Source organism: Pseudocolwellia agarivorans (assembly GCF_002000085.1).
Lineage (GTDB): Bacteria > Pseudomonadota > Gammaproteobacteria > Enterobacterales > Alteromonadaceae > Pseudocolwellia > Pseudocolwellia agarivorans.
Window position 1 is genome coordinate 1 of sequence record NZ_MUZU01000022.1, and the last position, 21,831, is coordinate 21,831.

Here is a 21,831-nt window from a genome sequence, read left to right on the forward strand (position 1 = left end):
TGGCGCTCATACATATGAACGTAAAGACAAACCGCGTGGTGAATTCTTCCATACAAACTGGACAGGTCGAGGTGGTAACACGTCTTCTACAACTTACGACGTATAATATGCTTTAATAAGTAAATTTATGTTGAATAAAAAGCTGAGTTTATCTCAGCTTTTTTGTATTTGAAATTTAATCATTTAACAGGGAAGAGTATTACTGTGCTAATGTGGTGAGCTATTAGTAATTATATTGCTTACTTTTAATCAATAGATCATGGATGGTTTACGTGAAAATTTTGAATAAATCAAAAATAGTTATTTCATTCGTCTTATTGTCTTTATGTGTTTTGACTTATATTAGCGTAAATAGATATATTGAAGACTACACATCTGAATTTATTGATAAAACACTCTACTCATCGGTTCTTAACGAAAGTCGTAAAATTTTTATACGATTACCTAAAAACTACGATAAATCTAAAGCATATCCATTGATTATTAAAACTGATGGTAATTTTAATTTATCTCGCTGGGATGAGTCTATCTCAAGGCTTTCTACTCAAAGAAAGATAGAAGACTCTATTGTTGTTGCTATACCCAACTTATTTTGGACAGATTCTCGTAATCGAGATCTTGTACCACCTTACGCACGAAGAAATGTCAATATTGAAGCGCGACCACTTACAGATAATGATCCTTCTATTTTTGGTAGAGCTGATTTGTTTCTTCAATTTATAGAAACTGAGGTTTTACCCTATATAGAAAGTACGTATTTGATCAATCAAAATAGAGTATTAAGTGGATTTTCTGCAGGAGGTAGTTTTGTTTTATATGCCATAGTAACTAACCCTAATTTATTTACAGGATATTTTGCTTTTAGCCCTGCTGCTTGGTATGACAACTCAGTCGTTGTAGATGAGTTCAAAAAGCAGCTCGTATATCTTAATAATAAAACTCAGGGGAGAGCTATTTTTTTGTATTTGAGTTTAGGTGAAGCTGAAAATGACATGATTACGGGGTCATTTAAAGGGCTATTATCGGCTATTGAGATGAATGGTCCGGAAAGTTTATATGTAGTTTCTCGTTATAGTAAAAATGCAGAACATGTAGATAATCCTTATATTTCAGTACCTCTGGCTTTAGAAGCTTATTATTCTTTTAAGCGCCAAAAAATGTAATATTTTACTCAAGGGGAGGAAATTTAATCTTTCAAAGGGAGTTTGTTGAAGTGGGGAGAGCTTGTTGCGCTATTAAGTTTGGGAAGTCGTAAACTTATAGCGCAACAAACTCAAAAGAGTATTACAGTTAAATACTCTTTTTAAAGCAAGGAATTAACCTTTAGTTATTTTAAGTACTTGAGCATGTTTTGATGGTGAACCAGCAGGTAAGTTGATCATTAAACCTTTTGCTGTTTGTTTAAAGGTTAGCTCACCTTTATGTCCAATCAATTCAACTTTAGCTATTTTATCAGCATAGTTTTTAGGAGTAATACTACGAATTGTTACTTTCGCATTATCGCCTGGCCACGCTAACATTGTTGCGTATAAAGTACCTTCGTTTTGGGTAAAACGAATATCGCTGCTGTTAAAATCTTTACGGTTTTTCTCAGCATCATTCGAGTTTTTACCGTCTGGTACGTAAGTTTCACCTTCACCATAAGTTACCCAAGGTCGAGTGTTATAAACTGCTTCACCATTTACAGCTAACCAATCGCCTATTTCTTTTAATAAAGCAATTTCAGGTTCAGGAATTGTTCCATCAGGTTTTGGACCAATGTTTAATAGTAATGAACCGTTTTTCGAAATAATATCCATTAAATCATCTACTAATGAATTAGCGTTACGGTATTTATGATTAGTAACATATCCCCAAGATGATAAAGATACAGAAGTATCTGTTTGCCAAAAATAAGGATGGATATCAGTCATACCACCACGTTCAATATCTAACACGGCTGACCCAGGAGGGAAAGAACGCATCTCTGCATGCTCTTTATAGTTAAGTGCAGGCATGTTTTCCCAGTTAACACCTTTATTATAGTAGTAACTTGTAAACTGCTTTACGTGATCATGAAATGGTTTTGACGCCATCCACCAATCGAACCAAATAAGCTCTGGTTCGTATTTATCAACAATTTCTACGGTACGTAATAACCAGTCGTCCATAAACTCTTGACTAGGAGGCGTTAAACCTTCTTCTGAAGATTTTCTGTTTACTGCTGGCCCGTATAAGTCACGAAACTCTTCGTCTTGTACGTCTGAAGGGAATTCTCTACCACCATCAAAGAACCACCAGTTTTCAGCTCTGTGGCTTGATAAACCAAAATGAATATCTGTTTTATCAGTAGCATCTTTTAATTCTTGAATTACATCACGTTTAGGTCCCATTTCTACAGAATCCCAACGGGTGTATGAATTATCGTACATTGAAAATCCATCATGATGCTCAGCAACAGGAACAATGTATTTTGCACCTGAATCTTTAATAATTTTTAACCACTCATCAGCATTAAATTTTTCAGCTTTAAATTGAGGAATAAAATCTTTATAACCAAATTCAGTTTGGTTACCAAAGTTGTCTTCATGGTAAGTTTTTTCTTCATCTGACTTTTGGTACATTTTTCGTGGATACCATTCGCCGTTATGAGCGGGTACCGAATAAACGCCCCAATGTATAAATATGCCAAACTTAGCATCTTGATACCAATCTGGAATTTTATAATTAGTTAATGAGTCCCAGTTAGCTTTGAAAGGACCTTGGTTAGCCACCGCTTTTATTTCAGCAAGTTTGGCTGAATTATCTAAAGCAGCCGAAGCTTTTTCTTTCGTGGTATTAGTGTCAGCACTACAAGCTGTTAAACCTAAAGCTACAGCAATGGCTAATGTACTTTTTAATGTTGTTAGAGTTTGTTTTTTCATTTTCATTAATTTTCGTTGGTTGATGACTCAAAAAATGTATACGACACTATAATTTCAAATGCATCATAATTGCAAATTTATTTATATATAAAAACTGTGTTTTCAATATGCAGGATGGTGCTTTGGTACTTTTTCTGATGTACTTGATGGGTGGTGTTTGTTTTAAGTTGTTGAAATTTTTTATTTAATTTTTTATTTTTCTTTTTTATTACTCATTTTTAAAATCGAATTCAATTGACTTTATTATTTATCTAGAAGATTATTGGTGAAATATAAATATTACATATAAAAATGCAATTTAATCCGTAAAGGTAAAATTAATCGTATGAAGCCTATAAAACAGTTACTCATTGTTCTGAGTTTTTATTTTTGTTTTACACAAAGTTTGGCAAGTGTATTAACGTTTAACACGGCGTCTGAACGAAGTCAGGTGAACATTAATCAAGACTGGAAGTATCATAAAGGTAAACTAGAAGCTATGCCTGGCAGCAATGCTTGGTCTAACAAAGGTTGGGAGAGTGTAACTCTACCTCATACCTATCAGCTAACATCTATTAATTTAGATGATAGTACTGATGATAAATCTCAACAAACATTCCATCGAGATGTTAGTTGGTATCAAAAAGATATTTTGGTAAACACTAAAAAAAATCAGAAAGTATTTTTAGAATTTGAAGGAGCACATCAACGTACAAAACTTTGGGTGAATGGCGAATATGTAGGTGAGCATGCTACAGGTGGTTTCACTCCTTTTCATTTTGATATTACAGCATTTGTAAAACCTGATCAGAATAATACTTTAGTGGTGTTTTTAGATAACAGAATAGATAAAGCAATACCACCTGATGGCTTTACGCGAGACTATATTTTATTTGGTGGCTTATATAGAGATGTATATTTAACGGTTACTGATGATCTACATTTTACCTATAATTGGGAAAGTAAAACTTCAGGTATTTTTATTACCACTCCTACCGTTAATGAACGAGATGCTACTGTGTCTGTGCGAAGTGAAGTACAAAATAGTTCAAATCAAGAAAAGTCATTTGTTGTTGCTACTCAAATTGTTGATGCCAATAAAAATATTGTTGCGGAAGTAGAATCTACACACGTACTATCAGCCAATAGTAAAACTACAATAAAACATACCACAGGCTTAACTGAAAATATTCAGTTGTGGTCGCCAGACAATCCTTACTTGTACCGTGTATATAGCCAGATAAAAGTTAATGGTAAAAATATAGACGATTTAAATAACCCTTTAGGGCTAAGAACATTCGAGCTACGTTTAAATGAAGGTTTGTTATTGAATGGTAAACCCATAGAGATTATTGGCGCAAATAGGCATCAACATTACCCATATATTGGCGATGCAGTACCGAATAACCTACATAGAAATGATGCCATTAAATTTAAACAAGCAGGGATGAATTTAGTACGTTTAGCTCATTATCCGCATGATAATTCATTCATTGAAGCGTGTGATGAGCTAGGGTTGATTGTAGTTGAAGAACCGCCGACATGGATAGAGTTTGGTAATGACATTTGGTTTGATCGTTTAGATCGAGCAACACGAGTTATGATCCGAAATCATAGAAATCATCCCTCAATATTAGGCTGGGGCGCAGGAATTAATCATCGCGGTACAATTAAGCGATTACATTATGCAGCAAAAGAAGAAGACCCAACACGTATTACTATGAACAACGGTACTTTATGGACCGGAGAACAGCACTCGGGTATTACCGATTTATATGCAGTAATGGATTATCGTGGAGCAGTGCGCCAACCGCATGATTTACTTTTTGCAATGGAACATAGTGGTACTAAAGATAGCATAGGACTACAAGAAATTGTGTCACGCTATAAGCATGATCCAAACTTAATTGGTTTAGCTTCGTGGAGTGCGCACGACAGTTACTCGTTTATTAAACGTGATAAGCAGTATCCTAATTTATCCGTATGGGGAGCTTCTAGTTGGGATGCTTTTCGTTCACCAAAACCTATTTATTACTGGTATAAATCAGAATTAACTGAAGAGCCTATGGTTCATATTCCTGAAAATATCGCTCAATTAGAGGGGGTTGTTCAAATATTTAGTAATACTGATGCTATCGAACTACTACATAATGGAAAATTATTAGGTCGCTATACACCAACGGTTACTGAAGCTAATAAGTATGTTAGTTCACCCTCCACGCTTGTGCCATTTAAATGGACGGAAGGAACATTAACGGCTTACGCAATTAAAAACGGGAAACGTGTAGCTAAACATTCACGTAGTAAAGCCGATAAGCCTTATAAAATATCTTTAAGCATTGATACTACTGGGTATGATTTTTCTGCTGATGGTTCAAGTATTTTAATGGCTTACGCTTACATTCAAGATAAAAGCGGACATAACATTGAAGGTGATACACCGTATGTAACTTTTAGCATAAGTGGTGACGCCGAAATTGTTGGTGGTAAAACGATTGGAGCAAATCCTGTAACGTGGAGAAACGGAATAGCGCCAGTGATGATTCGTGTTGGTAAAACCCCCAGCGATATTAGACTAACTGCAACGTCCAAAGGGTTACTTTCTACAAGCGAAACTATTACTACTAAGGCTTGGAGTGCTGTAGCTCATCAAAAAAAACATCAATTAATAAAGCAACCATTTGAATTAAAAGTAGACATAGGTAACACAGAACAACACCCGCAAGAAGATTATACATTGTGGTCAAATTCAAAAGGTCCTAGCACAAAACGTTTTGTTGCTTCAAATAATCAAACAGTAGAGATAACACTTTCTTCAAATAAAGAGATTAAATGGTTAAATAATTGGGGAATGCCAGGAAATTTAAGCTTTATGATTGAAGATGGTGTCGATGTGTCGGCTCAAGCAAGCCTTAACCTTACATTTGATAAACTTCCCGAAGGTAAGTACCAATTAAAAACATGGCATCATATGTTAAGTGATAAAAGTGAAAGTATTCCTGAACTGAGTTTTGATTTAACACCATTAAAAAGTAAAGGGGTTTCTAGTCAACATTATACACCTACATTTGGGCGAAAAATTGTTGTAAGTGAAGCCGGTGGAGGAACAAGAGGTGATGGTGGTTCAAATAAAGGTGCACAAGGAAACGCATTACACGTTTTTGAAAGTGACGGTAAAGAAAAAATATCTTTAGTTATAAAATCGTTAAATGTAAATGAAGCAATCAAAACATTCCGTTTAAATGGATTTGAGCTAAAACAGTTAAATTGAAACTAAACTTACCAACTATGTAAGCTTGCTTAGGTAGTCGATTATTATGGAAAAATATATGAATAAACTTATGTCTTGTCTGCGTTGGCGTTATATCAGCCAAAGTTTAGTTAGTTTGTGGTTTGCATTATTTATGTGTAATGCTCAGGCTAAAGAGGTCGCAATTGAAAAATGGGAAGTTGTTGATATTCCTATTAATGCAACGGTAAACGCTAAACAATTATTTACCGTTGATGCTAATGCCATTTTTTCTCATACCTCAGGTAAAAAAATGACCGTACCGGTTTTTTATAATGGTGGAGATGAATGGTTAGTACGCTTTTCAGCATCAGATATTGGTAACTGGACATACAAAATAGAAAGTAAACAAAAATCGCTTAATGGTCGAACAGGTCGAGTAAACGTTGTGCAAAATGCTGACACAACCAACCACGGTGGCGTTGTGTTAAGTAGTGAAAATAAGCAAAATTTTTACTACGAAGATGGCACTCCTTACTTTGTTTTGGGTTATGAACTTGATTGGTTATTTGCTTTAGATTACGAAGATGATCAGGGCTTACCTAAAAGCGAACATTTACTTTCTTTAATTAAAGAAAATGGTTTTAATCATATCGTGATGAATGTTTATTCTCATGATGTAAGTTGGGATAAAGATCCTAAATTAGCGAGTCATCCTGAACATGAGTTTGGTGGTAAACAAAATATATTTCCTTTTTTAGGTTCTAATGAAAAACCGGATCACTCAGCGTTAAATATTGAATTTTTTAAAAAGTTTGATCGTACCGTACAACTTTTACATGATAAACGTCTTGTATCTCACCTTATGATTTATGTATGGAACAAATTAGTCAGTTGGCCAGAAATGAATAGCGCAGCAGATAATATGTACTTTGACTATATTGTTAAGCGTTACCAAGCGTATCCAAATATTGTGTGGGATATATCTAAAGAAGCTTTATATTATGGTCGCGCAGATGAGGCTTATATTAAAGGTAGAATAGAACGTTTACGCGCGCTTAATTACTATCAAAGATTAGTAACCGTTCATGACTATGGATACTGCGCTAAATTCCCTGAACAAGTTGACTTTATTTCGACACAAGATTGGAAGCACGACATTTACAATAAAATGTTAAATGTGCGTAAACGTTTTCCTAATAAGCCTATTTATAACATTGAACATGGCGGATACGAACAATCACCTTATCTCGTTTTTCCTGGAGACTACGTAGATCCTGAAGTATCGGTACGACGTAATTGGATGATTTTATTCGCAGGTGTTTATACAACTTACTACTGGCAAGGTAGTTCATGGAATGTCATTATTTATAATCCATTTGAACAACCGGATAGTTATATAAAGCCGCGTTTTGATTTTTTTCAACATATGACTAACTTTTTTACTCAGTACGATTTTTCTACATTTAAACCGGCTCCAGATAAAAATGGCTCAGGTTATACGCTGAAAAATAATGAAGATACTTATTTAATTTATGTGCCAAAAGGTAATTATCAAATGTCGAGAGGTGATTGGTTTTTACAAAATGTGAAAGATGGTGTGAGTTTTGAAAATAAACAAACGCGTAATTACCGATGGTTTAATATCTTAACAGGTGAGCTTACTGAGCCTAAAAAAATAACAAAAGGCATGCTTTTTATATCTCCATGGAGAGGGCAAGCAGACAGTATTCTTATTAGTGAGTTAGTTAATAATTAATGTAATAGTGTGTTGAGTGCCGTAATGGAAATTTAACTTAATAATAAATTAGATATTAAGCAATAAATAACCATTGGATAGAATAACTTTTATGCTATATTTATTTTATGGTACTCAACGCATTATACCGATGGAATTAAACCTTTTAGACATTATTAAGCTTGGTCGAAAATATATCAGTCTTTGGCCTGAACGTATCGAACTCGCCCAATACTTTAAAGATTACCGCACAGTTCAAGTTGCACGTTTTGCTTGTAAATATTTACCTGCTATGGCGCTTTTTGTTTTTGTGATGCAGCTATATTTTGGTGGTTATGAGTTATTACCTCAAGCTTTAGTATACGCGCTATTCATTTTAAGTATGCCAGTACAAGCTTTAGTGGTTTCAGGTATTAAAGCTGATAAGTTTTTACCTCCTGATCTAGCTGCGTGGTATAAAGAGGGCGTTGCTAAGTTTAACCAAGGCGGTGGTAATATAAAGCTTTCGGTAAGTAAACCTCGATATATAGATTTAGCTCAATTATTAAATATTACCTATCGCAGTATGCCGATCAAATAATTCATAACTCAACTTTTGAATTTTTTATCTATTAAAAAGCCCGTACGAATTAACGTTACGGGCTTTTTTCATACAATCGGATTAAAAAATCAGCTTGGCAAGAGAAGCTCTGTTTACTCTTTAATTCTTCAATAACTTCTGCTGATGCTTTAAAGGCAAAAGGTGTCATAGAAAGTAAGTTGAGAATATCATTCGAATTATTGAATTCCATTGTGTAATTTAACTTTTCTTCGTTGATTAAGGTTAAATTTTCAATGGGATTTTTTGCCGTATCATGTTCTTTAGCATCAATATAAATTAACGATTTTAATTCTATTAAATGCTTCTCTGCTGGCGTTACTGTTAGCAAGTAACTATCAGCTTTTAAAACACGCGTAAATTCGTTTTCTAAAATAGGGGCGTAAATCGAGTTTATCCAACCTATCGAATTATCAGCAAAAGGCAGGTGAGATAAAGTTCCTACGCTAAAGTGACAGTTTTTGTAGCGTTTGGCAGCAATTTTTACCGCCGATTTAGAAATATCGATACCGTAAACTTGGTTGTTATCTGTTTTATATTGATGAGTATAAAAACCTTCACCACAGCCCGCATCAAAAATCGCTAGATTAGTGTTGGCAAACTCTTGATATAACGACTTAAGTTTATCGATTAACGGCTGGTAATAACCATTATCTAAAAAGGATCTACGTGCATTGACCATATCAGCATTATCGCCAGGCGATTTAGAGTGCTTATGTTGCACAGGTAGTAGGTTTACGTAACCTTCTTTGGCTTCATCAAAACAATGATTATTACTGCATCGATAGGTTTTGCCCGTGAGTAATAAGGTTTCATTACATAAAGGGCAAAGGTAATCAGCTGTGGGGGTGTTATTCGTCATATTCAGCTATAACTACTCAAATGTAGACCAAATAGGTGCATGATCAGACGGTTTTTCTATACCACGTAATTCGTAATCTATATCAGATTCAACACAAGTTTTAGCTAGTTCAGGTGTTGCTAATACCACATCTATACGTAAGCCTCGGTTATCAGGGAAGCCCTTTGAGCGGTAATCAAACCACGAATATCTTTCTTCAAGTGTGGGGTGTAATTCTCTAAAAGTGTCTTTAAAACCCCAATCCATTAATGTTTTAAGCCATTCGCGTTCTTCTGGTTGGAAGCTACATTTACCTGTTTGTAACCAACGTTTTCTATTGGGCTCTCCGATACCTATATCTAGATCAGTTGGTGAAATATTAATATCGCCCATCACTACAACGTTTTCGTCAGGTGTGTGATGTTCATTTAGGTAAGTCATTAAGTCTTTATAAAATTGGCGTTTATACGGGTATTTAGTTTCGTGCGAGATGTTGTCGCCTTGTGGAAAGTAACCGTTTAGTACTGTAACTTTCTCACCTTTTTCATTGGTGGTGGTCACCATGATCATTCTTTTTTGCGCTTCTTCATCGTCAGTAGGAAAACCTTTTTGTACGCTATCTGCAGGTTTTTTACATAACATCGCAACGCCGTAATGGGCTTTTTGACCATGAAAATAAACTGAATAGCCCATCGCTTCTACATCGGCTAACGGAAAAGCTTCATCGTGAACTTTAATTTCTTGTAAACCGATAATGTCAGGTTGATGCTTGTCGATAATAGCTTGTAATTGATGTAAACGTGCGCGAAGGCCATTGATATTAAAAGAGATGATTTTCATGAATTTTACCCATAGTTAACATGGCGATAATGCTAACAGAACTGGTAAATTGATGTGACAATTAATTTAATTTTTTTCTTACTTTTTAACAATTAAATAAAAATAATCAGGAATTAAAAAGCCACTCATTACTTTTGTTTACTTTACGCATTGAGTGGCTTTTAAAATTTTACTTTATTGTAAGGTATTTATACTCTTAACGCTTTTTCACCGCGAGCAATACCCACACAACCAGAACGAACTGATTCTATAATTTCGGTTTCGTTGCCTATAGTTTCAATGAAAGCATTGATTTTATCTGCGTTACCCGTTAATTGAATCGTGTAAATTTGCTTACCTATATCAATAATTGAACCTCTAAAAATATCAGTAATACGCTTAACTTCAGTGCGCGACTTATCATTCATGGCAAGTACTTTTATTAATACTAATTCACGCTCAACATGTTGACGATCTGTTAAATCTGTGACTTTTATTACATCAATTAACTTATTTACTTGTTTAAGAATTTGCTCAAGTACTCTATCGTCGCCACGTGTTGCGATTGTGATACGCGATAGGGTGTTATCTTCAGTAGGTGCAACCGTTAAGCTTTCAATGTTAAAGGCACGTTGTGAAAATAGACCAACAATTCGTGATAATGAACCTGGTTCGTTTTCTAATAATATTGCTAGGATACGACGCATTATGCTTTAACTCCTTTTTTCAGCCACATGTCATCAACGGCACCGGTTTTAATTTGCATTGGGTAAACATGCTCATGTTCATCAACCAATACGTCTACAAATACTAATCTGTTTTTAATGGCGAAAGCTTCTTCAAGTTTTGAATCAAGTTCACTTAACTCGTTAATTTCGATACCCACGTGTCCGTAAGCTTCAGCTATTTTAATAAAGTCAGGTAACGACTCCATGTAAGATGAAGAATGACGTCCACCATAAATCATATCTTGCCATTGTCTTACCATGCCTAAAGAGCGGTTATTTAGGGTAACGATAACTACGGGTAAGTTGTATTGCAGACAAGTTGACAGCTCTTGAATATTCATTTGAATAGAACCATCGCCGGTAATACAAATGACGTGTTTGTCTGGAAAAGCTAATTTAACACCCATAGCTGCAGGTAAGCCAAAGCCCATGGTGCCTAAGCCGCCAGAGTTGATCCATTGGCGAGGTTTAGCAAATGGGTAATATTGTGCAGCAAACATTTGATGTTGACCTACATCAGAACACACGTAAGCTTCACCCTTGGTAATTTTGTACATAGATTCAACCACGTGTTGTGGTTTAATTTTAGCACCAGCTTCTTCAGGTACGTAACTAAAGCTTTTTTCTGCACGCCATGCGTTTATTTGTGCCCACCAAGCTTTTAAGGTTTCTTTGTCTGGTCGGTAATTGGTTTCTTTTAATTCATCAAGTATTTGCTGAATAACAATATCAACTAAACCAACAATAGGTACATGAGCGTTAATGGTTTTAGAGATTGAAGTAGGGTCGATATCTACATGAATGATTTTTGCGTTAGGACAGAATTTTTTAACATTGTTGGTCACGCGATCATCAAAACGTGCGCCTAACGCTAAAATAACATCAGCATTAGCCATGGCTTTGTTAGCTTCCAGGCTACCATGCATACCTAACATACCTATAAAGTTGTCGTGTGTGCCTGATAAGCCACCTAATCCCATTAAGGTATTTGTGGTGGGGGCATCTAAGGTTTCAACTAGTTCAGTTAGGAGTTCTGATGCGTTGGCAATGACAATTCCGCCACCTGAATAAACAACTAGTCGTTTCGCTTCAGAAATGAGTTTAGCTGCTTTTTTAATTTGCTTAGGGTGACCGGTAACTGTAGGGTTATATGAGCGCATTTCAACGTTAATGTTGATTGCAAACTTGCCTTTTTTTTCAGGGATTAATAAATCTTTTGGTAGTTCAACAACAACTGGGCCTGGGCGTCCAGAGTTAGCTATATAAAAAGCTTTAGCTATAATGTTTGGTATGTCTTCTAATTTTCGACAATTAAAACTGTGCTTTACGATAGGGCGAGAACAACCAATAATGTCGGTTTCTTGAAATGCATCATCACCAATTAGCGTTGTAGCAACTTGGCCTGCTAGAACAACCATAGGAATAGAATCCATATAAGCCGTAGCAATACCTGTAACACAGTTTGTAGCGCCAGGGCCTGACGTTGCTAGTACTACGCCAACTTCACCTGTTGCTCGTGTGTAACCGTCTGCCATATGTGTAGCGGCTTGCTCATGGCGTACTAAAATATGTTCGAAGTCGTCTTGCTGAAAGATAGCATCGTAAATATCTAATACTGAACCGCCGGGATAACCAAATACATATTTAACATCAAGTGCAGATAGTGCTTTAACTACCATTTCAGCACCCGTATATAGCTCTGTTGTCATATTGTTGCCCTTTGTGTGAATAGTGAATATTTAAATAATAAAAAACCCTCGGTCTGAGTAAGAGCGAGGGTTAATAATAGCGTTGTTTATTCTTTTATTTTTTACACTAAAAATCCTCGCGATGGTTTGACAACCATAACGACATTGAGGACTACATTGTGTAAATTTGTTAATAACATAAATGAATTTTCTATTTGGCGTTATTTTAAACGCGCGTCATTGGAATAAACTATGACTGTATTTTTAAAGGGTTTGTATTAAAGTGTCAATAGTTAATTAAGAATTTAAGTCATTCTTTCTTAATTTTTTTATTCGGTATATAGATTATATTTTATTAGTGAAGCTACTCAATAGAGGAAATAAATTGAATATTAGACTTATTTTATCGGGTGTTGTGTCGTTTATATTTTATTTTAGCTGGGCATATTGGGCTAATAGCGGCGATGCGATCCCTAAAGCAACTACGCTTCAAACGGCTTTGGTACAAGGTTTGTACAGTGGCTTTGTAACTTTGTTTTTTACCTTTATATTAGAAAAGGTTGTTAATAAGTATAAAAACAATTGTATATCATTGGCATTTATAACACCTATTTTATGTTTGTTTCATTCTAAGTCTCCTCAAAATATAGCCATACGTGAAAGTTTTAATAATGCGATTGAGTTATCTGCGTCATATTTTAAAGAGAGAAAGGTTACAGGTGCTTTATTTGCTCCTATTATTCCGATTGCTGTGCAATCAACCTTAGTTATTATGGTTAATGTAATTAATGAAACGCCAAACTTATTTTTAACGGTAGCACCGAGTATTTTATTTACCGCACTTTACGCTTATGTTTACATGTTTTCTCTTTTAAAAAAATAGATAGGTAATAGTAATAAGCGCCTTTAAAACAAAGACGCTAAAGTAAAGAGGGGGGACTTTAGATGAAATTATTTATTTTGAGTAGATAATTTGTCAACAGTAGCTGAGCAGGCTTGTAAGAACATATCCATAAAGTATTTAACTTCGGGCATGTTTTGTTGTAGTTCTGCTATTTTTTTACCTAAACGCTCTTCTACGTGATCAAATTCATGGTTTTGATGATTTAATTCATCAAGCGCTTTTATATAAGCGACTAAAATATCGGCCGCTTTTACAATGCTTTTGTATTCTGCTTCAACATTGTCTTGCACAATAAGGTCAGCAAAAATATCTTGAAACTCTTCAGGTAAAGACGCTAAACATTCCTGCTCAGCAAGGTATTCTATTTTTTTAAATTCACGTGCAATAGCTGGGTTCGCATATTTGGTTGGGCTAACAATATCACCGTAACGCGTTTCACTTGCCTCATGGTACAAAGCTACCGTTGCTACTCGGTCTGCGTTGATCTTGCCGTTAAATTTTTTGTTTTTAATAACGGCAAGCAAGTGAGCCACAATGGCAACTTGGTGAGAATGCTCAGCTACGTTTTCAGGTTTAACACAAAACATGAGTGCCCACCTTTTAATCAGGGGCATTCTAAACATCCACGCTAAAAACGTACTTTGCATATTTATTTCTTCTTTATAGTTGATAGTAAGTACTAAAAAAGTTCTTTAATTTTTCCATTGCAGGAACAAGTTCATCGCTATTTGGAAGAAAAACTAATCTAAAGTAATTTTTTTCAGGGATATTAAAAGCGCTACCGTGTACTAACAGAATTTTTTCTTGTTTAAGTAAGTCTAAGACCATTTTTTCATCATTTGTAATGTTGAACTTTTCAGCATCTACTTTAACAAATAAATATAAAGCACCCATTGCAGGGTTACACGACAAGCCATCAATATCATTAATCAGTTTGTGAGCTAAATTACGTTGTTTGATCAAGCGACCATCGCCTGTTATTAACTCATTAATACTTTGATAGCCACCTAATGCTGTTTGAATAGCATGTTGGCAAGGAACGTTAGCGCAAAGCCTCATTGAAGATAAAATATTTAAACCTTCTAAATAGTCTTCAGCGTGTAGTTTAGGTCCTGTAATTACCATCCAGCCAGCTCTAAATCCTGCAATACGATAATTTTTAGATAAGCCACCCATGGTGATAATGAGTACATCTTGCGTTAAACTTGCTGTAGGAATATGTACCGCTTCGTCGTATAAAATTTTGTCGTAAATTTCGTCACTAAATACAATTAGGCTATATTTTTTAGCTAAGGCTAAAATGTCTAATAAAACTTCTTTTGAATACACTGCACCTGTTGGGTTATTTGGGTTAATTAATACAATAGCTTTGGTATTCTTATTAATTTTACTTTCCATATCCGCAATATCAGGAAACCATTGATTGTCTTCATTACATTTATAATGGATAGGTTCACCACCAGAGAGTGCTACAGCAGCAGTCCATAAAGGGTAATCAGGTGCAGGAATAAGCACTTCATCGCCATTGTTTAATAGCCCTTGCATTGCCATAACAATAAGTTCACTGACACCATTGCCGATATAAATATCCTCAATGTTTACGTCTTTAATATTGTTTTGTTGAAAATACTGCATAACAGCAACACGTGCTGAATAAATACCTTTAGAGTCACTATAGCCTTGGGCTGTAGGAAGGTTACGAATAACATCTTTCAATATATCATCAGGGGCTTCAAAACCAAATGGGGCGGGGTTTCCTATGTTCAATTTTAGGATTTTATGGCCTTCGTCTTCTAAACGACGGGCTTCTGCCGCTATTTGTCCACGAATTTCGTAACAAACATTTTTTAGTTTTGATGATTTATTGATTTTTTTCATTAATACGATTCTTCTCAATATTTGATGTTATAGATAAGTGAAATACATAAGCCTTTTACTTCAACAGCTAGGGTTAAATTATAGAACTTTGAACACGTGTATTAAGTGTCTAAGTATAGGTTTTGTTATATTAAACGCTTATATTAGATAATCTTATTATTAAAGGCGTTTGTACAGCAAAATTTGGAATAGTTTGTTTAAAAAATAGGAGGAAAGGTGATTTCTTTTAATCATTAAAGGTCATTATTTAAATTCAGGTAAGAGTTAAACTAAATTATTTTATTTTTAAGCGCGCAAGCTTCAATGGCTTTAATTAATTTTTCTTTATCATGGTAGTGTTTAATTTTGTCATTTTCTAAATCACGGTAGCAAACTGATACTTTGTTTGATGTTACTTTAGTATCTTGGCAAATAACACTATCGATAGGTAAGCATCCTAAGTTATCTTCAATCCATTGAAGCTTTTCATCTAGTGTTAATTGAGCCGCAGGACTTTTTTCAGCAACTATGTTTTCAATAAATATACAATGACCTTTTCGGTCTCGTAATGCGTTTGATATATCTCTAACTAATAGGGGAGGGATGATACTTGTTAAGAAACTGCCAGGGCCGAGAATAATTAGATCAGCATTTTGAATTGCTTCTATGCACGCAGGAAGTGACTTAACTAATGGGGCTAACATGAGGTTTTTTGGCATCACAGGCATTTCATCAACGGAAAGTTCGCCAACACGACATCTGCCTTCTGGATAAAAAGCGATTAAGTCTGTAGGTGTTTCAGACATAGGTAAAACAGGTGTTTTTACGCGTAATATACGTCTTACTAATTTAATAGAATCAACAGGTCGTGATTGAATTTGCCCTAAGCCATATAAAATTAAATTGCCAAGGTTATGTCCGCCTAACTCATCTTCACCACTAAATCTAAAATCAAACAGTTGGCTACCTATAGAGTCTTTATCTACCAATTGTGTTAAACAATTACGCAGATCTCCCCAAGCTATTGAACTACTACGTTTCCTTAAACGCCCAGTAGAACCACCATTATCCGTAGTTGCTACAATCCCTGTTAACTGATTACCTAAAAAGGAAAATGTTGAAAGTACTCGACCTAAGCCGTGTCCTCCACCAATAGCAACAACATTCAGTTTATTCAGCGACATAGAGTATTTCTATAAATAAAGTTACAAAAATGTTACCTGTTAATAAGTTAAAAAGAAAGTATAAATGAATTTATGAGAGGAGAATTAAAGGTAAGTAGCCTATATCTATCAAGTAAATAGTTTTTTAAAGGATTACACTTTTAAATAAATGGAACATTAAGTAATTAATAAAGCCACATATATTCAAAATTTAAGCAAGTTGTTGGTTAAGTAAACACTTAAACCAAATACTTATTAAAATAAGCTTTTTTACTAAAAAAAGAGTTGACACGATCGGGGTCGCTGCTTAGAATGCGCCTCGCTTTCAACAAGTACTTAACGTTCTTGTTTGATGGGTAAAGTTATAAGGTATTAGGCCACTTTTTAATTTTACAGAAGCGGGGCTATAGCTCAGCTGGGAGAGCGCTTCGCTGGCAGCGAAGAGGTCTGCGGTTCGATCCCGCATAGCTCCACCAAGAATTTAGTTGTTTTGCTAATAAGTAATTATTAACAAAATAGCAAAAATAAAAAAGTTAGTGTCTTATGAATTTATTCATAGCACTGAAATAATAAAGTATAATTATTTGCTTTATTACCAAGTTTTAGTGTCCCTATCGTCTAGAGGCCTAGGACACCGCCCTTTCACGGCGGTAACAGGGGTTCGAATCCCCTTAGGGATGCCAACTTTTTTAAAGAAATGAGTATGTGTTTTTGACACTCACTTTAAATGTGTAACTATATTTTGAGCTCACTAGGCTAGAGTTTCATTTCAAATATATTTGCGTTAAGCGTTTTAAGTTACTGTGTCCCTATCGTCTAGAGGCCTAGGACACCGCCCTTTCACGGCGGTAACAGGGGTTCGAATCCCCTTAGGGATGCCACTCATTTTTATGGTTACAATACGGTTTAATGGTTATATTTAGACACAAGTATTAAATAGCTAATATTGTTTTTTAACTCACTAGGCTAGAGTTAATGAAAATAATAATATTATTAGGTTATTTCATATGTTTTTATTGTGTCCCTATCGTCTAGAGGCCTAGGACACCGCCCTTTCACGGCGGTAACAGGGGTTCGAATCCCCTTAGGGATGCCACCATTAAATTAATACAAGTTTTCTTGTATGTGTAGAGTAATAGATAGTAACTACTTGCTTTAATTAGTATTAGTTAACAGGTTTAGTGTCCCTATCGTCTAGAGGCCTAGGACACCGCCCTTTCACGGCGGTAACAGGGGTTCGAATCCCCTTAGGGATGCCACTTATTCTGCTTTGCATGTAAGTGTTAAAAGTGAAATAAAAAAACCGACTTATGTCGGTTTTTTTATGCCTGAAATTTAAGGAATGAATTTATGCTAATAGCATGAAAGATATAAATATTTGAAAGAGAAGGGCATAAATCATAGTGTTATACCCTCGTTAACTCATTAATTGAATTGAAATAGCTTTTTTAAATCTTCTTTTACGAGCTCAGCAATAAGTGGTTGGGCTTTGGCATTTGGATGAATACCATCATCTTGCATTAATCCTGGCTTAGTTATTACCGCTTCAACAAAGAAGGGAATTAGTTTAATTTCTTTTTCTTTAGCTACACTTTTAAATACATCTTCAAACATTTTTGTGTATCTAGGACCATAATTGGGTGGGATTTTAATTGAAAAGAGCGATACTGGAATGTTTTTACTTTGAGCTATATCGATCATTTGTAACAAATTATTTTTTATCAGTTTTGGAGGAAAACCTCTTAAGCCATCATTACCGCCAAGTTCTATGAGTAAATGATCAACTTTATTTTTATTTAAAATACTCTCTAGCCTAGATAAACCACCAGTTGTGGTTTCTCCACTAATACTGGCATTGATTATTTTATAAGGCGCATTTTGTTGCTCTAATTGGGTATTTAGTAAATGTACCCAACCTTCATTCTGTTGCATTCCATAACTTGCACTAACACTATCACCTAAAAGTAAAATAGAATCTTTAGCATATGTTTTTGTAACAGTTAGTAGGTAACATAAAAATACTAACGTAAAAATTGGATGTTTTTTCATGAAGATAAATTCCGAATCTATATTAAAAGTCAGTGGTTTAACTAAATCTGTTCAGTTAGAAGGCAAATCATTGTCTTTATTACAACCGGTTAATCTACAAGTTAATGCAGGAGAAACTTTAGCAATTGTCGGCTCTTCTGGCTCAGGTAAAACAACATTATTATCTATTCTAGCAGGGTTAGATTTACCAACCACGGGTGAAGTCTATATTAAAAACCAACCATTACACCAATTTAATGAGGAACAACGTAGCGAAGTTCGCGCAAAGCATGTTGGATTTATTTTTCAGCAATTTTTACTTATTAATAGTTTAACGGCACTTGAAAACGTTATGTTACCTGCAGAATTAGCCAATATAGAAGATGCTAAGGAAAAGGGTGTTGAACTACTTAAACAAGTTGGTCTATCTGATCGGTTGGAACATTTTCCGTCTCAATTGTCTGGTGGAGAACAGCAACGTGTAGCGATTGCCAGAGCTTTCATTTCTCAACCTGATATTTTATTTGCAGATGAACCTACAGGCAACTTAGACACTAAAACGGGTAAATATATTGCCGATTTACTTTTCGATTTAAATACGCGGTTGGGTACAACTTTAGTTTTAGTGACACATGATCCAAAGCTTGCAGCTCGATGTAAACGCCAAGTTAGAATGGACAGTGGTGTATTAACTGAAGTTGTTAAGGAATTAAAAGCTGAAAACGATCAGGAAAACAGTGGTGAAAGCCATTTAGAAAATCAAAATGAACGTAATAAGCTTGAGCTAGGTGAGGGGCAAATATGTCCAAATTAACAAGTTCTACTTGGTTTCAGCAATCAATTCGATTATTACATCACGAATTACGTAAGGGAGAGTTAACTATTGTTTTTTTAGCCATAGTATTAGCTGTGGCAACGGTATTTTCTCTAACAGGCTTTTCTGATCAAGTTAAGCAAGCATTAACCACAAATAGTGTAAACACTTTAGCGGCTGACCGTGTATTAAAAACAAGTACTGTTATTACTGATGATATTTTAGCTGAAACTAAACGCTATGGTTTTAATTTTGCTAAAAAAGTGCAGTTAAAGTCTATGGTGTTTTCAACAGATAATATGTTGTTAACCGATTTAGATATTGTGACTAGCGATTACCCTTTAAGAGGGGATTTACTCGTATCTAGAACAAGTGATTTACAAAATGCTATTTCTGTTAAATCTCCCGAAGTTGGTGAAGTATGGGTAGATCAAGCTGTATTAGGACGAATGGAGATAAACATAGGTGATAAAGTCGATATTGGCGTAGCTTCTTTTACTATTGCTGGTGTTATTGTCAATATACCGGATAGGTCGTTTGCCAGTGTGTTTTCTAATCCAACTATCATCATGAATAATGATGATTTAGATAAAACTGAATTAATTCAACCAGGTAGTCGAATATCTTACCGGTATTTATTTTCTGGTGATAATGACGATTTAATAGCGTTTGGTGAATGGATTAAACCTAAATTAAATGAAGCACAAGATTGGATTGATGTTAAATCAAGCCAAAGTCGAATAGGGCGTACGTTAAACACCGCAGAGAAGTTTTTATCGCTAGCGAGTATGTTAGGTATTGTTTTAGCTGCTATTGCTGTAGCGGTAGCAAGTAGAAGGTACGGACAACGCCATAAACCAACTGTTGCTGTGTTTAAGGCACTAGGAGCAACAAATAAGCACATCCAAAAAGTTTATGTACTCCATTGGTCACTATTGAGTGTTATCAGTATTTTAACGGGTTTAGCTGTAGGCTATGGTTTGTTGCAATTAGGTGCTTATGGTATTGAAAAGTATTTATCGTTATCTTCTAGCACTCTAACATTACGTCCTTTTACTATCGCTGTGGTTACGGGGTTAATTTGTGCTATTGCTTTTGCTATTCATCCCATTTCTAAATTAATAGCTACATCACCCATTGCGGTTATTAAAGGTTTTGAAGAAAAATCATCAAGTAAGCTTAATATCTATCAAGCTATCCCATTAATGGCTTTATTTTTATTACTTTATATTTTTAGTAATGATTTAGTGATGAGTGCATCTTTACTCTTCGGTGGCATAGTTGTATCGGTTATTTTATTGTTTATTGGTAAGTTTTTAATGGGGCTAGGTAGAACTGCAGGTACTAAAGCGGGTAAGTCATTGCATCTTGCTTTTGCAAATTTAAAAAGAAGAGCTAACGAAAATAGTGTTCAGTTAGTTAGTTTTACTTTAGCGATTAAATTATTATTACTTATTACGGTAATGAAAAGTTCAATTCTTAATGAATGGCAGCTACAAATGCCTGAAGGTACACCCAACCATTATTTAATTAATATAACAAATGATGAAGTGCCTAAAATTGCTAAGTTTGCTGAAGAAAATAACATTGTTACTCAAGGTTTTTTCCAAGTATTTAGAGGTCGATTATCAGCAATAAATGGCGAAGCTACCATCAAAGTTGATAAAGGATCTGAAAATGACGATGAACAAAGCTCTGAAGGCCGTAGAGGCGTCGGTAGAGAGTTAAGCTTAACTTGGCAAGAAGAATTATCGCCATCAACTCAAGTTGTTCAAGGTCAATGGTGGGATGTATCAGATACTAACCCACAGGTTTCAGTTGAAGAAAGCATCGCTGAGAAGTTAGATATTCATTTAGGCGATCAGTTAACATTTACTATAGGGTCTGATGAGTTTACCGTACCTGTAACCAGTATTCGTGATGTTAACTGGCAAAGTAGGCAACTTAATTTCTACATGATATTTAATAAAGCGACTTTTAGTGATATCGATAGCACTTCTCTTTCTGCTTGGCGTGTTGCTGAAGAAACCAAACCATTAATGTTCGATTTCTTATCTCAGTATCCTAGTATTTCGGTTATTGATATTGATGCAATTATGAAGCAATTAACAACCATGGTTGATCAAATGTCTATAGCGATAGAGCTTATTTTGATACTTGTTGTTCTTGCAGGTAGCTTAGTGCTTATTGCTCAGGTACAAGCGAGTATGGAAGAACGAGAGCGTGAGCTTGCTATATTAAGAACGCTAGGCGCTAAGGGGGCTTTATTACGAAATAGTGTGCTATTTGAGTTTGTTGCTTTAGGTGCTATTGCAGGTTTAATGGCGAGTATTGCGATGGAAATAGCGGTATTCTTTTTACAAACCCAAGTATTTGATATGAAATTTAGCTTACATTTAGAGTTTTGGCTTATTGGTATTACTGCTGGTGCTGCTTTCGTTGGGTTTATTGGTATGCTAAGTTGTTGGCGTTTATTAAGTTTATCGAGTGTTACTTTAATACGTCGTACAATGTAATCGTTATTTGTAGCAATATATACAAG

16 protein-coding genes and 5 tRNA genes are annotated in these 21,831 nt (G+C 35.1%); 12 read left to right on the plus strand and 9 right to left on the minus strand.

Annotated elements, in window-relative coordinates; all coding sequences use genetic code 11:
* Nucleotides 1–272 precede the first annotated feature (272 nt).
* Nucleotides 273–1,163 carry an alpha/beta hydrolase gene (locus tag B0X80_RS19580; protein ID WP_077343494.1) on the plus strand — a complete coding sequence of 297 codons (891 nt, stop codon included), beginning with the start codon at nt 273–275 and terminating at the stop codon, nt 1,161–1,163.
* A 153-nt stretch (nt 1,164–1,316) separates the two neighbouring features.
* On the opposite strand, the gene B0X80_RS19585 is transcribed toward B0X80_RS19580, so the two are convergent.
* The gene (locus tag B0X80_RS19585; protein ID WP_077343497.1) at nt 1,317–2,903 is read right to left on the minus strand and encodes an alpha-L-fucosidase; all 1,587 of its coding nucleotides are present in this window, start codon (nt 2,901–2,903) and stop codon (nt 1,317–1,319) included.
* A gap of 325 nt (nt 2,904–3,228) precedes the next feature.
* Between B0X80_RS19585 and B0X80_RS19590 the strand changes: the two genes are divergently transcribed.
* From B0X80_RS19590 to yfbV, 3 genes are all read left to right on the plus strand, one after another.
* Nucleotides 3,229–6,153 (plus strand): glycoside hydrolase family 2 TIM barrel-domain containing protein, encoded by a 2,925-nt coding sequence (locus B0X80_RS19590; protein WP_077343426.1) that lies wholly within the window; start codon nt 3,229–3,231, stop codon nt 6,151–6,153.
* Nucleotides 6,154–6,211: 58 nt separating this feature from the next.
* On the plus strand, nt 6,212–7,870 hold the full coding sequence (locus B0X80_RS19595; protein WP_077343429.1) for a DUF5060 domain-containing protein: 1,659 nt from the start codon (nt 6,212–6,214) through the stop codon (nt 7,868–7,870).
* A gap of 91 nt (nt 7,871–7,961) precedes the next feature.
* Nucleotides 7,962–8,429, plus strand: a complete 468-nt coding sequence (yfbV, locus tag B0X80_RS19600; RefSeq protein ID WP_245825507.1) for a terminus macrodomain insulation protein YfbV — start codon at nt 7,962–7,964, stop codon at nt 8,427–8,429.
* Between the two features lie 55 nt (nt 8,430–8,484).
* On the opposite strand, the gene rlmA is transcribed toward yfbV, so the two are convergent.
* From rlmA to B0X80_RS19620, 4 genes are all read right to left on the minus strand, one after another.
* Nucleotides 8,485–9,309, minus strand: coding sequence for a 23S rRNA (guanine(745)-N(1))-methyltransferase (gene rlmA, locus B0X80_RS19605; RefSeq protein ID WP_077343432.1), 825 nt, complete (start codon nt 9,307–9,309; stop codon nt 8,485–8,487).
* Nucleotides 9,310–9,321: 12 nt separating this feature from the next.
* Nucleotides 9,322–10,128 (minus strand): exodeoxyribonuclease III, encoded by an 807-nt coding sequence (xthA, locus tag B0X80_RS19610; RefSeq protein ID WP_077343435.1) that lies wholly within the window; start codon nt 10,126–10,128, stop codon nt 9,322–9,324.
* A gap of 188 nt (nt 10,129–10,316) precedes the next feature.
* The gene (gene ilvN, locus B0X80_RS19615; protein ID WP_076417977.1) at nt 10,317–10,814 is read right to left on the minus strand and encodes an acetolactate synthase small subunit; all 498 of its coding nucleotides are present in this window, start codon (nt 10,812–10,814) and stop codon (nt 10,317–10,319) included.
* Nucleotides 10,814–12,544, minus strand: a complete 1,731-nt coding sequence (locus tag B0X80_RS19620) for an acetolactate synthase 3 large subunit (protein ID WP_077343438.1) — start codon at nt 12,542–12,544, stop codon at nt 10,814–10,816. The genes ilvN and B0X80_RS19620 overlap by 1 nt, the downstream gene beginning before the upstream one ends.
* 364 nt (nt 12,545–12,908) lie before the next feature.
* Between B0X80_RS19620 and B0X80_RS19625 the strand changes: the two genes are divergently transcribed.
* Nucleotides 12,909–13,406, plus strand: coding sequence for a hypothetical protein (locus B0X80_RS19625; RefSeq protein WP_175623995.1), 498 nt, complete (start codon nt 12,909–12,911; stop codon nt 13,404–13,406).
* Nucleotides 13,407–13,474: 68 nt separating this feature from the next.
* On the opposite strand, the gene yfbR is transcribed toward B0X80_RS19625, so the two are convergent.
* From yfbR to B0X80_RS19640, 3 genes are all read right to left on the minus strand, one after another.
* Entirely contained in the window at nt 13,475–14,074 is a 600-nt protein-coding gene (gene yfbR, locus B0X80_RS19630; protein ID WP_077343441.1) for a 5'-deoxynucleotidase, read from the minus strand.
* Between the two features lie 13 nt (nt 14,075–14,087).
* Complete coding sequence (locus B0X80_RS19635; protein ID WP_077343443.1) at nt 14,088–15,305, minus strand: pyridoxal phosphate-dependent aminotransferase; 1,218 nt, start codon at nt 15,303–15,305, stop codon at nt 14,088–14,090.
* A 269-nt stretch (nt 15,306–15,574) separates the two neighbouring features.
* The gene (locus B0X80_RS19640) at nt 15,575–16,468 is read right to left on the minus strand and encodes a gluconeogenesis factor YvcK family protein (protein ID WP_077343445.1); all 894 of its coding nucleotides are present in this window, start codon (nt 16,466–16,468) and stop codon (nt 15,575–15,577) included.
* Nucleotides 16,469–16,847: 379 nt separating this feature from the next.
* On the opposite strand from B0X80_RS19640, the gene B0X80_RS19645 reads away from it, so the two are divergent.
* From B0X80_RS19645 to B0X80_RS19665, 5 genes are all read left to right on the plus strand, one after another.
* Nucleotides 16,848–16,923, plus strand: a tRNA-Ala gene (locus B0X80_RS19645).
* Nucleotides 16,924–17,054: 131 nt separating this feature from the next.
* Nucleotides 17,055–17,130, plus strand: a tRNA-Glu gene (locus B0X80_RS19650).
* Nucleotides 17,131–17,252: 122 nt separating this feature from the next.
* Nucleotides 17,253–17,328: transfer RNA gene (locus B0X80_RS19655), tRNA-Glu, on the plus strand.
* Between the two features lie 139 nt (nt 17,329–17,467).
* Nucleotides 17,468–17,543: transfer RNA gene (locus tag B0X80_RS19660), tRNA-Glu, on the plus strand.
* 87 nt (nt 17,544–17,630) lie between these two features.
* Nucleotides 17,631–17,706: transfer RNA gene (locus tag B0X80_RS19665), tRNA-Glu, on the plus strand.
* A 166-nt stretch (nt 17,707–17,872) separates the two neighbouring features.
* Here B0X80_RS19665 and B0X80_RS19670 read toward each other — a convergent pair.
* Entirely contained in the window at nt 17,873–18,496 is a 624-nt protein-coding gene (locus B0X80_RS19670; protein WP_077343447.1) for an arylesterase, read from the minus strand.
* On the opposite strand from B0X80_RS19670, the gene B0X80_RS19675 reads away from it, so the two are divergent.
* Nucleotides 18,495–19,289 (plus strand): ABC transporter ATP-binding protein, encoded by a 795-nt coding sequence (locus B0X80_RS19675; RefSeq protein ID WP_077343449.1) that lies wholly within the window; start codon nt 18,495–18,497, stop codon nt 19,287–19,289. The two genes, B0X80_RS19670 and B0X80_RS19675, sit on opposite strands and share 2 nt — an antisense overlap.
* The gene (locus B0X80_RS19680) at nt 19,277–21,805 is read left to right on the plus strand and encodes an ABC transporter permease (protein WP_077343452.1); all 2,529 of its coding nucleotides are present in this window, start codon (nt 19,277–19,279) and stop codon (nt 21,803–21,805) included. The genes B0X80_RS19675 and B0X80_RS19680 overlap by 13 nt, the downstream gene beginning before the upstream one ends.
* Nucleotides 21,806–21,831 lie beyond the last annotated feature (26 nt).

Bases quoted from the DNA above. Each gene is read 5' to 3' on its own strand.
- B0X80_RS19585 (WP_077343497.1), bottom strand. From the start codon at position 2,903: ATGAAAAAACAAACTCTAACAACATTAAAAAGTACATTAGCCATTGCT.
- B0X80_RS19590 (WP_077343426.1), top strand. From the start codon at position 3,229: ATGAAGCCTATAAAACAGTTACTCATTGTTCTGAGTTTTTATTTTTGT.
- B0X80_RS19595 (WP_077343429.1), top strand. From the start codon at position 6,212: ATGAATAAACTTATGTCTTGTCTGCGTTGGCGTTATATCAGCCAAAGT.
- yfbV (WP_245825507.1), top strand. From the start codon at position 7,962: ATGCTATATTTATTTTATGGTACTCAACGCATTATACCGATGGAATTA.
- rlmA (WP_077343432.1), bottom strand. From the start codon at position 9,309: ATGACGAATAACACCCCCACAGCTGATTACCTTTGCCCTTTATGTAAT.
- xthA (WP_077343435.1), bottom strand. From the start codon at position 10,128: ATGAAAATCATCTCTTTTAATATCAATGGCCTTCGCGCACGTTTACAT.
- ilvN (WP_076417977.1), bottom strand. From the start codon at position 10,814: ATGCGTCGTATCCTAGCAATATTATTAGAAAACGAACCAGGTTCATTA.
- B0X80_RS19620 (WP_077343438.1), bottom strand. From the start codon at position 12,544: ATGACAACAGAGCTATATACGGGTGCTGAAATGGTAGTTAAAGCACTA.
- yfbR (WP_077343441.1), bottom strand. From the start codon at position 14,074: ATGCAAAGTACGTTTTTAGCGTGGATGTTTAGAATGCCCCTGATTAAA.
- B0X80_RS19635 (WP_077343443.1), bottom strand. From the start codon at position 15,305: ATGAAAAAAATCAATAAATCATCAAAACTAAAAAATGTTTGTTACGAA.
- B0X80_RS19640 (WP_077343445.1), bottom strand. From the start codon at position 16,468: ATGTCGCTGAATAAACTGAATGTTGTTGCTATTGGTGGAGGACACGGC.
- B0X80_RS19675 (WP_077343449.1), top strand. From the start codon at position 18,495: ATGAAGATAAATTCCGAATCTATATTAAAAGTCAGTGGTTTAACTAAA.
- B0X80_RS19670 (WP_077343447.1), bottom strand. From the start codon at position 18,496: ATGAAAAAACATCCAATTTTTACGTTAGTATTTTTATGTTACCTACTA.
- B0X80_RS19680 (WP_077343452.1), top strand. From the start codon at position 19,277: ATGTCCAAATTAACAAGTTCTACTTGGTTTCAGCAATCAATTCGATTA.